Annotated in this window: 17 protein-coding genes; all 17 read left to right on the top strand. The window is 30.0% G+C overall.

From position 1 onward, the window contains the following. Positions 1-374 precede the first annotated feature (374 nt). Positions 375-1,241 (top strand): CPBP family intramembrane glutamic endopeptidase, encoded by an 867-nt coding sequence (locus BUA21_RS14165; protein ID WP_084604321.1) that lies wholly within the window; start codon positions 375-377, stop codon positions 1,239-1,241. A 37-nt stretch (positions 1,242-1,278) separates the two neighbouring features. Then, positions 1,279-1,563: a hypothetical protein gene (locus BUA21_RS14160; RefSeq protein ID WP_072745474.1), complete on the top strand. Its 285-nt coding sequence runs from the start codon at positions 1,279-1,281 to the stop codon at positions 1,561-1,563. Positions 1,564-1,618: 55 nt separating this feature from the next. Then, a complete protein-coding gene (locus tag BUA21_RS14155; RefSeq protein WP_072745473.1) occupies positions 1,619-2,434 on the top strand; it encodes a GNAT family N-acetyltransferase in 816 nt (271 codons plus the stop codon). A gap of 32 nt (positions 2,435-2,466) precedes the next feature. Next, complete coding sequence (locus tag BUA21_RS14150; RefSeq protein ID WP_199229078.1) at positions 2,467-3,015, top strand: 2'-5' RNA ligase family protein; 549 nt, start codon at positions 2,467-2,469, stop codon at positions 3,013-3,015. 70 nt (positions 3,016-3,085) lie between these two features. Continuing rightward, complete coding sequence (locus BUA21_RS14145; protein WP_072745472.1) at positions 3,086-3,607, top strand: GNAT family N-acetyltransferase; 522 nt, start codon at positions 3,086-3,088, stop codon at positions 3,605-3,607. A 16-nt stretch (positions 3,608-3,623) separates the two neighbouring features. Further along, positions 3,624-4,148 carry a GNAT family N-acetyltransferase gene (locus BUA21_RS14140; RefSeq protein WP_072745471.1) on the top strand — a complete coding sequence of 175 codons (525 nt, stop codon included), beginning with the start codon at positions 3,624-3,626 and terminating at the stop codon, positions 4,146-4,148. Positions 4,149-4,200: 52 nt separating this feature from the next. Continuing rightward, positions 4,201-4,689 (top strand): hypothetical protein, encoded by a 489-nt coding sequence (locus BUA21_RS15150; protein ID WP_233242626.1) that lies wholly within the window; start codon positions 4,201-4,203, stop codon positions 4,687-4,689. Continuing rightward, on the top strand, positions 4,641-4,919 hold the full coding sequence (locus BUA21_RS15145; RefSeq protein WP_233242627.1) for a methylated-DNA--[protein]-cysteine S-methyltransferase: 279 nt from the start codon (positions 4,641-4,643) through the stop codon (positions 4,917-4,919). Before BUA21_RS15150 ends, BUA21_RS15145 begins: the two co-directional genes overlap by 49 nt. After that, positions 4,916-5,437, top strand: a complete 522-nt coding sequence (locus tag BUA21_RS14130) for a GNAT family N-acetyltransferase (protein ID WP_072745470.1) — start codon at positions 4,916-4,918, stop codon at positions 5,435-5,437. The genes BUA21_RS15145 and BUA21_RS14130 overlap by 4 nt, the downstream gene beginning before the upstream one ends. A 21-nt stretch (positions 5,438-5,458) precedes the next feature. Beyond that, positions 5,459-5,983: a GNAT family N-acetyltransferase gene (locus tag BUA21_RS14125; protein ID WP_072745469.1), complete on the top strand. Its 525-nt coding sequence runs from the start codon at positions 5,459-5,461 to the stop codon at positions 5,981-5,983. Between the two features lie 24 nt (positions 5,984-6,007). Next, positions 6,008-6,646, top strand: coding sequence for an HD domain-containing protein (locus BUA21_RS14120; protein WP_072745468.1), 639 nt, complete (start codon positions 6,008-6,010; stop codon positions 6,644-6,646). A gap of 48 nt (positions 6,647-6,694) precedes the next feature. Further along, positions 6,695-7,501 (top strand): class I SAM-dependent methyltransferase, encoded by an 807-nt coding sequence (locus BUA21_RS14115; protein ID WP_072745467.1) that lies wholly within the window; start codon positions 6,695-6,697, stop codon positions 7,499-7,501. Between the two features lie 95 nt (positions 7,502-7,596). Next, positions 7,597-8,022 carry a GNAT family N-acetyltransferase gene (locus BUA21_RS14110; protein ID WP_072745466.1) on the top strand — a complete coding sequence of 142 codons (426 nt, stop codon included), beginning with the start codon at positions 7,597-7,599 and terminating at the stop codon, positions 8,020-8,022. A gap of 101 nt (positions 8,023-8,123) precedes the next feature. Continuing rightward, positions 8,124-8,756, top strand: coding sequence for a Crp/Fnr family transcriptional regulator (locus BUA21_RS14105; protein WP_159429119.1), 633 nt, complete (start codon positions 8,124-8,126; stop codon positions 8,754-8,756). A 329-nt stretch (positions 8,757-9,085) separates the two neighbouring features. Beyond that, positions 9,086-10,018 carry an ABC transporter permease gene (locus BUA21_RS14100; RefSeq protein WP_072745464.1) on the top strand — a complete coding sequence of 311 codons (933 nt, stop codon included), beginning with the start codon at positions 9,086-9,088 and terminating at the stop codon, positions 10,016-10,018. A 19-nt stretch (positions 10,019-10,037) separates the two neighbouring features. Next, positions 10,038-11,213 carry an ABC transporter permease gene (locus BUA21_RS14095; protein WP_072745463.1) on the top strand — a complete coding sequence of 392 codons (1,176 nt, stop codon included), beginning with the start codon at positions 10,038-10,040 and terminating at the stop codon, positions 11,211-11,213. Next, positions 11,173-12,009: an ABC transporter substrate-binding protein gene (locus BUA21_RS15135; protein ID WP_072745462.1), complete on the top strand. Its 837-nt coding sequence runs from the start codon at positions 11,173-11,175 to the stop codon at positions 12,007-12,009. The genes BUA21_RS14095 and BUA21_RS15135 overlap by 41 nt, the downstream gene beginning before the upstream one ends. Positions 12,010-12,311: the final 302 nt, after the last annotated feature.

Raw genomic sequence — 12,311 nt, 5'->3', positions numbered from 1 at the left:
TTCACACCATTTAATAGCGGTTAAACCACTGGCTCTATAATCTTCGATTCTTTTAGTCCAAAGTTTTCTTTCTTCTTCAGTCATTTGAGATAACCTCCCTTATTGGTGATGTTTAAAGGTATTATCTCATAGAAAGCATTTCTTTAAAATGTGGGGTGGATTTGACGCTTACAGAGCTATTGATACGATAAAAGATTTTGGGGAGAATAGTGGACTTGAGAGTATTGAAGAAGTTGAAATTTAGCAAATATATCAAATATATAGATGAAAAACAAAAATAGTTATATATGATTACTTAAAGGTGCAGTAAATTCATTAATTAAAACGTTTGAATAGATAGAAGCAAAATTTTTGTATAGAAAAGGTGATAAAAGATGGGTAAACAAAAAGAAACAAACGTTAGAATGACTTTAAATAGTTCCAATGCACTATGGCATGTTATTTCAGGGATAGGAATACTATTTGTTGCAAGTGCCATAGGTAGTATTGCATATATTCTACCACTATCAGAGAATATTGTGGCATTTTTAAACTGCATTATTTATGTTGGAATAGCTTACGGACTTATTAAGTTATATTGTGAAAAAGTAATTCATATTAAATTAGAAGATTGCCGTATTACTAAACCAAAAGTAAGTCCAGTATGGGCTTTATGTGCATTATTATTGCCAGTTGGTGTGTCTTGTGCTTTAATGTGTACACCAGGAATTTTTGTAGCAAATAGTATGAATGCATCAAAAATTGCAAACATTATTCTTGTTGCATTGTTTGGTGCTGGAATTAGTGCTGGAGTTGTTGAAGAGATGGTATTCAGAGGTTTTATTATGCGTATGGTAGAAGAACGTTGGGGAAGGGTTGCTGCTGCTATCGTTCCATCGGTCATTTTTGGACTTTTGCATATTATAAACATAGATATGAACTTGAGAGATATAATATTGCTATTAATTGCAGGGACAAGCGTAGGTATTATGTTTTCCCTGATTGTATATCAGAGTGGTTCAGTTTGGTCTAGTGCATTGGTACATGGAATGTGGAATTTTATTATGATTGGTGATATTCTAGATATTAACATTAAACATAATACAGATGCTATTTTTTCTTATGAGATGTTATCTAAATCAGTTATTTTGACAGGCGGTTCATTTGGAGTTGAGTCATCAATTATTGCTGTAATTGGTTACTGGATAGTTATTATGGTTGCATTTTTATTATTACATAACGAGGGAGAACAATGTAAATAAAGGGATAATTGGGATAATTTAAAGAGGTGAAATTATTATGGATTGTACTTTTAGAACAGAACAAAGTAAGTTTAATGAATATGATTATCAGGATGTATTTGAGTATCTAAGTGATGAAGATGTAATGAAATATATTGAACTATCATTTCAATATCAACAAGTAGAGGAATTTGTTAATAAATTCATTTTTCAATATATTTATTATATTTTTGAGATAATACTGGTTGTATTATCCATTGCATTTGGGCAAAAAGCTGGGGATGTTCGTTTTAATAATAGAAGCCTTCAAAGGAGGTTGATTTTATGGAGAAATATATTTTAACGAAGTTGACTGAAGATTATGCCAATTCACCAATATAGAACTGGAGGTGTAAAATATGGAGAGTATTTTAAATAAAGCTAAACAATTTAAGTACAATTCTTTGGAATATGTAGATGAGGAAGAAATTTATGATTCAAAAGTTTGTATTCAAGATGAAGATTGTATTATTTTATTTAAAGAATTAGAAGATAAAATAAAGTTATTTTGGGCAGCAAATACGAAAGAAGCTTTTTTTATAGGTTTAAAAGCAGTTGAAGATTTTATGGTAGAAAATGTGATGGATACAGAAAAATTATATATAGAATTTATTCCCGAAGATTTTCTTGAAGAAATGTATGGAGAAGGCTATAAAATTTATTCTGAATATGTTGATTTCTGGAACTATGATATTGATAATTTAGAAATACGGAAAAAAGAAAATACATGTATCAGAGTTTTAAAAAGCACTGAATATGAGAGCGCTTCTGATGTAACTAAGTCTTGCAGGGAAAATTCTAGGGGATTTGAAGGCGAAACAAGTGAATGGATAAAGGAATGGCACGAGTCAGATGATTCACAAGTATTTGTAGCTAAATCAGATGGAGTAGTAGTTGGCATATGTTTTGTAGGACTCTATGGTTTTGAAAGTGAAAATGGAATAGTATTATGGATCAGAGAAATAGCCGTTAGACCACAATATCAGAAACAAGGGATTGGTCGTCTGTTGCTAGAGAATGCAATATTATGGGGACAGCAAAATAATGCAAAGCGAAGTTTCTTAGCCTGTGATGCAGAAAATTATAATGCTATAAGATTATATGAAAGCTTTGGTTATGAAAGAAAAGATGAACGAGGCCAGATTAATATGGAAAAGGTGATTAAGAAGATGTAATATTTCAGCAAAGAAAGGAAAGTGAAATAAAAATGGAAGATGCTTTGAAAAGAGCGATGTTTGAAAGATGTATAATGATTTTTCCAGAGTTTAGTAATATAGAAATTATTGATGAAATAAGAGAGATGTATGATCCATTAGCAAGTCATGTTAGACCACATATAACACTTGTATTTCCGTTTGAAAGCAATATAGATTCTATTCAACTTAAAAGTCATCTGGAAGAAGTTTTAGCATCAGTAAATTCTTTTCCTCTAGTGCTTAAAGGTATTACACCAGTTAAATCTTTTGGAAATTATCTTTTCCTAAATATTGAGAATGGGAAAGAGGAAATAGTTGAAATTCATAGAAATCTATATACAGGAATATTAGAGCCATATTTTCCTCAATGGCTAAAAGTAGATAAATATAATCCTCATATGACTGTTGGCAAGGTAGAAAGTGAAGAAAAGTATAAATTAGCAATTGAAAAAACAAGGGAAGTAACTGACGTTTTTGAAACTATTGTTAATAAGATAAGTGTTGAGATTATTGATGATAATGAGGATTCAATGATAGAAATAGAGATAGGATTAAAGTGATTGTATTTATCAAGAACATTGTAATATGAAGACGAGTATCGAAAAATTATAACTTGTAGGGGGATTGTAAATGTATTATGGAGAAAAAGTTTGCTTAAGAGCTTATAGAGAAGAAGACATACCAAAAGCAACATCATTTGTAAATGATGAAGAACTTAAAAAATTGTTAGTTACAAATGTTCCATTTCCTATGACTCTATGGGAAGAAGAAGAGTGGGTAAAATCACAGAAAAGTAGTCAAGATGGTAGCTATAATTTTGCCATAGAAGATATAGAAACAAAAAAATATATAGGTGGCTGTGGTATTCAAGAAGTCAATTGGTTATCTCGTGTGGCAACTGTTGGTATTATGATTGGAGATAAGGAGTATTGGGGAAAAGGGTATGGTACCGATGCAATGAAAGTACTTATGAATTTTATCTTTAATAATATGAATATTCGTAAAATAAGATTAAGCACATTTTCATTTAATATGAGGGCTAGAAAAAGTTATGAAAAGTGTGGATTTGAAGTAGAAGGAATCTTGAAGGATGAAATATTTAAAGATGGAAAGTATTATGATGAAATAATAATGTCAGTTTTTAATAAGTAGGTGGAGGGAAGAAGAGATGGATTCAAAAAGTGATGAACCATTTAATATAAGAAAAGTAACGGAAGATGATGCTGAAAGAGTATTAGATTATATTAATTTGGTAAGTGGTGAATCTGATAATCTAACTTTTGGTATCAATGAACTTAATTGTACTGTAAATGAAGAGAAAAATATTATCCAAGCAATTAACAATTCAAAAAATTCAGTAATGCTAATTGGAGAAATAAATAATGAAATTGTTGTTATGGGGAATATTGGAGGATTATCAAGAAGTAGAATTAACCATAGAGGAACATTGGCAATATCAGTTTTAAAAAAATGTTGGAATTTAGGAATAGGAACTAAAATGATAGTAGAATTAATTAATTTTGCAAAATCTCATAATATTGAGGTATTAGATTTAGAGGTTAGAACAGATAATGTCTATGCGGTTAGAATGTATAAAAAAGCTGGATTTGAAATCGTAGGAGTTTATAAGAAATATTTCAAAATTGATAAAGAATATTACGATGCTTATATTATGACATTGGAGTTAAAATGAAAGGTATATACACTTTAGATTTGATTCATCAAGTAGTGCTCCAATTCATGATATGAATAGAGAAGGAATGATGCAGTTACAGCATTTTGCTGAAAAAGGCTTGCTTCCAGATGAATGGGATGATGTTAAATTAGAGAGCCTTGTTATTACGGTATATGAACAAGCAGAAGGTGAAATTATTCCAAATATAGATAAAGAAAAGGATTTATCAGTGGTATTACACATTGACGAAAATATAGAAGAAATACCAATCCGATGTCCTTTCACAGTAGAGTTTGACAAGCAGGATATAGGTTCAAAAGTTGTTTATTATGCTCCTATCCTTGAGAAGGAAAAGAACTTTTTTATTAATGAAATTTACTCTTTTAAAGAAGATTGGGAAGATTATCTAATAGAAAATGCAGATATTAAATTAGATAAACAAATTTGCAAAGATGTTGTTATTCAATTAGATGAATACTTTAATAAAAAGAAAAAAATTTTCAATTACCCTTGTTTATTGAAGGCACAGAATTTAGAATTAAGGTTTGGAATGTATTAAGACAGATACCTTATGGTGAAGTTAGAAGCTATTTACAAATAGCAGAAGTAATAGGAAATCCTAAATCAGTAAGAGCAGTAGGTCAAGCAAATAGAGCTAATCAATTACCAATAATTATTTCTTGCCATAGAGTTATAGGTAAAAATGGAGATTTAGTAGGGTTTGCAGGAGATAAAACAAATATAAAGAGATTTCTACTTAAGTTAGAAGGGGTGAATATCTGCATATGATTGAACAAATTTCCACTGAAAGACTAGTAATGCGTAAATTCAATAAAAATGATTATCAGGATGTATTTGAATATTTAAGTGATGAAGATGTAATGGAACATATTGAACCACCATTTACCTACAAAGAAGCAAAAAAATTTGTTGATACATTTATTTGTGAAGATCCAAGTGTATTTGCCTTGGTAGAAAAGTCCAGCGGTAAAGTCATAGGACATGTTATATTTCATCCATATGAATATGAAAATGTATATGAGATTGGATGGATAATAAACAAAGATTATCAAGGAAGAGGATATGCTTTTGAAATCAGTAATGTTCTCATGGAATATGGGTTTGAAGAATTGAAACTTCATAGAATTTTTGCTACCACAGTAGCAGGTAATAATAGGTCAAGCAGTTTGTTGGAAAAGCTAAACATGAAAAAAGAAGCTGTTTTCAGGAAAGCCAATTTTCATAATGAAAAATGGATAGATGAATATTGGTATGGGATATTAGAAGAAGATTATTTTGAAGGTTAAAGAAAGGGAAGTGATATTAAAGTGGATAATGTATATTTAGTATTACCATCAAAAGAACATGAGCAATCATATATTAATATGATGACCGAATGGGAAAACACAGGAGAACATATTTATCCAGGTGCAATAAGAAGTAATGAGATGAATTATTCTGACTGGTTAAATAAAGTTAAATCATATAATCATAAAGAAACTTGCCCATCTCATTTAGTACCTTCAGATACGTATTTCTTGATAAATGATAATGGAAAAATATTAGGTGCAATAAGCATACGCCACTATTTAAATGAAAATTTACTTAGTACTGGTGGACATATTGGTTATGGAATTCGTCCAACAGAAAGAAGAAAAGGTCATGCAAAAGCTATGTTAAAAATGGCATTAGAAAAATGTATTCAATTAGATATAAAAAAGGCTCTTATTACTTGTGATAAGACCAATATAGCATCAGCAAAAACAATACTTGCAAACGGTGGCATATTGGAGAATGAGGTTGTTGAGGATAATGGAAATGTTGTTCAAAGATATTGGATAACATTACGGTAAAAGTACTTATTTTGGGAGGAATAAATGGAAAATATAATTAGTTTAACTAAAGAATTTTTGTGGAACACATTAAATAAGTCAATGAATATAGATGATATAGAAAAAAAGTATAGATATGAACATTCTTTAAGAGTAAGTCATATTGGAAAGCAAATTTCTAAGGTTGAAGGCGCTGATACATTTATAGTTGAGATAGGTTGTTTACTTCATTACGTTGGTAAATTTCAAACAGAAGTTAATAGAGATCATGGCAGAGTTTCAGCAAAGGTGGCTAAAGTTTTTTTAGAGACATTGAACCTATCGAATAAACAAATAGACGATATTTGTTATGCAATTGCAGTACATGTAGATGGTGAAGCTGGCTATTCATATGAAGAAACACTAGAATCTAAAATAGTAACTGACTCAGATAACATTGACAGGTTTGGAGCGTATAGGATATATCAATCACTTGATTGGGATAATATTAAACAACTGAAGATAGAAGAAACATATGAAAAAATAAGTAATAGGATTAAAAGTTTAGAAAAGTTAGTTGAGGGATACGATTTACAAACTGTGGAAGGGACAAGGTTATTTAAAGATAATATAAAATTTCAAATACAATTTTATAATAGATATTTGTTAGAATTAGAAAACACATTAATTGAACTGAATCATTAATATATTAAGTTATTTATAGTAACAGTAAATAAAGAAAAGGAGATAAATATGATTGATGATGTAAAAAAATATTATAATGAAGCAGCTGAATATGAGTGGAATAGACTCAATAATCCATATTCCAAGATAGAGTATGATAGTACGGTTTATTTAATTGAAAAATATTTTCCAAAACAAGGGCATATTTTGGATATAGGTTCTGGGCCGGGTAGATATTCAGTAATGTTATTGCAAAATGGTTATAATGTTTCACTACTGGATATTTCTAGTAATGAATTAGATATTGCAAAGAGAAAGATAGAGGAAGCTGATTTAAAAGCTGAGGATTATTATTGTAAAAGTGCATTAGAATTAGATAGTTTTGAAAATGATACCTTTGATGGGATTTTACTTATGGGACCCTTATATCATTTACATGGTGAGAAGGATAGATTAAAGGTTCTAAGAGATAGCCATAGGATTCTAAAAAAAGACGGTATTGCTTTGATTTCATATATTAATACATGGGGATGTTTAAAGTCAGCTGTAAGTGAGTTCCCGGAAGTATTTAAGGATACAGAACATTTTCAAAGATATATAAATGGAGATTTAAAGTTTTCACCAGAAGAGAGTTTTACAGCTACTTATTTTACAACACCACCATTAGCAATCACGGAAGTAGAAAAGGCTGGTTTTAATATAGTATCCTATGCAGGAGCAGAAAGCTTTTTAGCAGGTCTTAATATACAGATGAAAAACTTATATACCTATATGCCACAGATTTATGAAAATTTCATGGTTGCAGCAGTAGAAAGTTGTGAATTGTCACAATATAGAGATGCGACAGAGCATTTGCATATTATTGTTAAGAAATAATGTTCAAGGGGTTACAGATTACGTTCATTTAAACATAATTTGGAAAATGAAAAATACATAGATTTATTTTTTGATGAAGAAGGAGGGGATATATAATGCTTATAGAATTCGATTATTCTATCGAAATGGCTCAAGATTTAATTTTTATAGACAATGAATCTTTTATGGACATTAAATATGATGCAGAAACATTATGTCAAAAGATTAAAGCCAACAAGAATTATAAACTCTATATCTATTATCAAGATGATAAACCTGTTGGATATATAGGGCTTTTGTTTGTAAGTAATCCACATTATGATGGTGTTTGGATTGATTTAATTGCAGTGCGGGAAAAGTATAGAAATCAATCCATTGGTAAAAAAATGATACAAGAAGTAATTGTGCTACTTAGGGATATGGATTTAGAAATTATGACTAGCTTAGTTAGTGTTGAAAATATTCCCTCACAAAAAATTATGGAAAATTCCATGTTTGAACCAGAGGATCATGATTTTAAGTTGTTCATAAAAAAATTGTAGTGATAAATTTATGAAAAGATTCTGCATAATTAGAGTTTTAATTATTTTATGAGGTGATTATGGTGTATGATATTTTCTTTGATCGGGAAAGAGATACAAAGATGAAACAAGTTTTTAGGGAGATAAGTAAAAAAGGAATAGAACAAGAATATGACAAAGACTGCGTTATAGAAATCAAGGACAAGCATATATATATTGTAACAAAGGGACGAGTAGCTTATTCATGGTATAGTGTGGATGGTAGAAGACAAGTCTTCTGTTTTATTAATGGTGGTGGAATGTTTGGAGAACTTGAATACTTTGAAGGCAAGAAGAGTGATATGGTTGCAGAAACTAGTAAGAAAACCAGAATTTCCATATTAAATGAGGAAATAATGGAACAAATTTTACTTGAAGAACCAATGATATATAGGTTTATCCTGATTAATGTCATAAGGAAAAAAAGAATTTTGATGAGCAAGTTATTAGATTTATCTTTTAGTGATTCAAAAGGTAAAGTAGCTGATACTCTAATTAGATTTTGTTATCAAGATGGTATTTTTATAGATAATGAAAAGGTAGAAATACGGAAACGATTTACCCATGAAGAGATTGCTAATATGATAGGATGTTCCAGGGTTACTGTAACTAAAGTTTTATGTGATTTTGAAGAAGAAGGATTAATATATGTTAGAAATAACAAGATTATAGTATTAAACTTGGAAAAATTAAAGGAGTATGTGAATTGGGCATAAAGAACTGATATATGAGTAAATACTTTAAAGCAATAAACTAAATTTAATTAGTTTATTGTTTTTTTAATTATCATTTCTATATGAATATTAGCTTAAATCTATAGAATATTCAAAAAATGAGTTAAATTTTGTAGTCTAGACTACAAAATTTAATTTATTTAATGTTTATAATATATGAAAGTATTTAACATATAAAATACACAAAAAATTCATTATGAGGGGGGAATTTATGTAGTGGACATAGTATATGTTTGAATTTTAACAATAGTATTGATTTTTTAGAGGGGGGTGAAACTAGTTAATATTCACTGATATTAACTATAAAGATTATGGCAAAATACATTTTAAAAAGAATTGGATATATGTTTCTCACATTATTTATTATTATCACTATTACATTTTTTTTAATGCATGCTGTTCCAGGAGGACCATTTTCTGTAGAGGAAGGAGAAGACTGGATGTCCCCCGCAGTACAGAAAGCATTAATGGATAAATATCACTTAGATGCTCCCTTACATAAACAATACATTGATTTTCTAAAGGGTGTATTGAAGTTTGATCTAGGGCCATCTTATGCTTATGAAGGAAGAAGTGTTACAGAACTTATTGTAGGAGGTTTTCCTGTTACTATAAGAATGTCTATATTTTATATAATTTTGATTATAGTATTTGGCATACCATTAGGAATTGGTGCAGCGTTAAATAGAAATGGCCCTTTTGATAGAGGAATTATGTTTATTACGACCTTAGGAAAAACGCTACCAGGTTTTGTAAAAGCCAGTTTATTACTTTATATTTTTGCATTTAAATTAGGATGGTTTCCGATTTTTGGGATAAAAGATGGATTTATAAGCTATATTCTACCCTGCATAGCTATGTCTTTGGGGTCAATTGGATCTATGACTAGATTAAACAGGACATCTATGCTAGAAGTTTTAGGACAGGACTATATCAGAACTGCCAGAGCAAAAGGTTTAAGTGAAAGAAAGGTTTTATATAAGCATGCCCTAAGAAACGCTTCATTGCCAATGATAACTAGTTTAGGAGGAAATATAGCAGGTTCTTTAACTGGATCTTTTGTGATTGAAAAAATTTTTGCATTATCTGGCGTAGGAGGATATTTTGTACAAGCTGTTGGAAATAGAGATTATACAACCATTATGGGAGTTACAATATTTTCTTCTTTAATATCTTTGACTATGGTATTAATTGTAGACGTATTATATGGAGTTGTTGATCCAAGGGTTAGAATAGATAAATAAAAAGAGAGGAGGGTTATATATGGAAAAAATTCAGAATTATTCACAAATAGATATAGAATCAGAACTTTGGAAACCAGTTAAGAAAAAAGACAAAGCTCATGAAATGAAAGGGCAATCTCTAACCCGTTGGCAAGATGGGTGGATAAGATTTAAGGGAAATAGATTATCTATATTAGGTGTGTGTATAATAATATTTTTAGTATTGGTTGCTATATTTGGACCCTACCTGTCACCATATGACTATTCAGACCAAAGCTTGGAATTTAAATCACTGCCTCCAAGGTTAAAAATACGAAAGTTAAAAGATGGTACATATTTCTACATGGATCCAGTTTTAACAGCTTTTACTGTAACGGAAGATGGTGTGTTACTGGAGAAAATTGGAAAACCAGAAGAAGATTTAATAGGTAAGAGAAAAATATATACAATTGATGGAGAAAAAGTTATAGTTGATTACAATAAAAAGCCCTATAAAATATTAAATTCAAAAGGAGAAGAATTAGAAGTTTATAAAAATGTACGTAATAAACTACATCCTTTTGGAACTGACGATATAGGAAGAGACCTATGTGTAAGGGTAATTTACGGAGCAAGGATATCATTAATTGTAGGAATGGTATCTACAATAGTTAACTTGACTATAGGAGTTTTATATGGTGCCATATCTGGATATGCAGGTGGGAAAACAGATATTATAATGATGAGAATAAGGGAGATATTAAGTTCCATACCTCGTCTTCTCTATGTAATAATCTTAATGCTTATATTTGGTTCTGGATTGAAAACAGTAACTATAGTGATAGGGTTAACTGCATGGCTTGGTATAGCAAAAATGGTAAGAGGTCAAATTTTATCCTTAAAGGAAAGTGAATATGTACTTGCAGCTAAAACTGCAGGAGCAAGTAGCTGGAGAATAATTACTAAACACTTAATACCAAATACCATGGGAATTATTATCATACAAGTAGCATCTAGCATACCAGGTGCAATATTTACAGAGGCTTCACTGAGCTTTGTAGGCTTGGGGATATCAGCGCCACAAGCTTCTTGGGGTACGCTTAGCAATGAAGCTTTACCAAGTCTTATGACTCACCCATATAAGCTGTTTTATCCAGCATTGGCTATATGTTTAACTGTTTTGGCCTTTAATTTTATTGGTAAGTGTAGGAAACACAATCAATGGTGTTTTATTTGAAGGTTTAATTGATGAGGATGAAAATTTAGAAATACAGCCTGCTGTTGCAGAAAGTTGGGAGATAAGTGATGATGGCCTATTCTATACATTTCATTTGAGAAAGGATGCCAAATGGTCTGATGGAGAACCAGTTACTACAAAGAACTTTGAATACTCTTGGAAGAGAGCTTTAACTCCAGAAAATGCTGTAAAGCTTGCTAATGAATTCTTCTATATAAAAAATGCAGAAGCTTGCTTTAATGGAGAAATATTACCTATAAAGGGTGATGTAAAAAGAGCGCAGGCAGCTTTAGCTGAAGCAGGATATCCTAATGGAGAAGGATTTCCTAAAGTAGAATATTTATATAATTCTAGCCCTGGGAATAAAAGAACTGCTGAAATGCTTCAAGAAATGTGGAAAAACAATTTAAATATTGACATAGAACTTGTAAATGTTGAATACAAAGTAGAATCAGAGAGAAGACATAGTGGACAATTCCAATTAGCTAGATCTGCTTGGAATGGAGGACGTTTTCCATTTTCTTATTTACAAATATTTGAGACTGGTAATTCTAACAATAATCCACAATTTAGCGATCCAGAATATGATGCTTTAGTGAAGAAGATAAGAACTGAAATAGATATTGCAAAGAAAAATGAATTACTTCATGAAGCTGAAGAATTTGCATTAAAGAATTATATAGTTTGTCCATTAACTTATGGTTCTTCTACTTTATTATTAAGTAATAGAGTTAAGGATTTTAGAATTAGTCCAACAGGTAGCATAACATTTCATTATGTATATATAGAAGAATAAAAGCGTAGATACAAGTATTTAAAATTAGAATTTAACTATATTTATAGATTATGTCAATTGGTAGATAATAGATACTCCCCCAATTAGCTAAATGACTAACATAAAGCTTCAAGAGAAAACTTTAGTTTTAAAGTTTTCTCTTGAACTAATATTTAACTAAAAATATAACATAAAGAGAAAGGCTAGGTATACAAATTATGAAGAGCTATATGGACGTAATAGATTTTATAAATAATACAAAGCTAAATTTAGAAAATCAATATTATTCTACAGGAGAAGAATTAAAAAAAGATTTTTTCAAG

It is taken from the genome of Sporanaerobacter acetigenes DSM 13106 (assembly GCF_900130025.1).
GTDB lineage: Bacteria > Bacillota > Clostridia > Tissierellales > Sporanaerobacteraceae > Sporanaerobacter > Sporanaerobacter acetigenes.
Note: the sequence above shows the minus strand (reverse complement) of the source record. Positions and strands in the feature narration are given on the sequence as shown.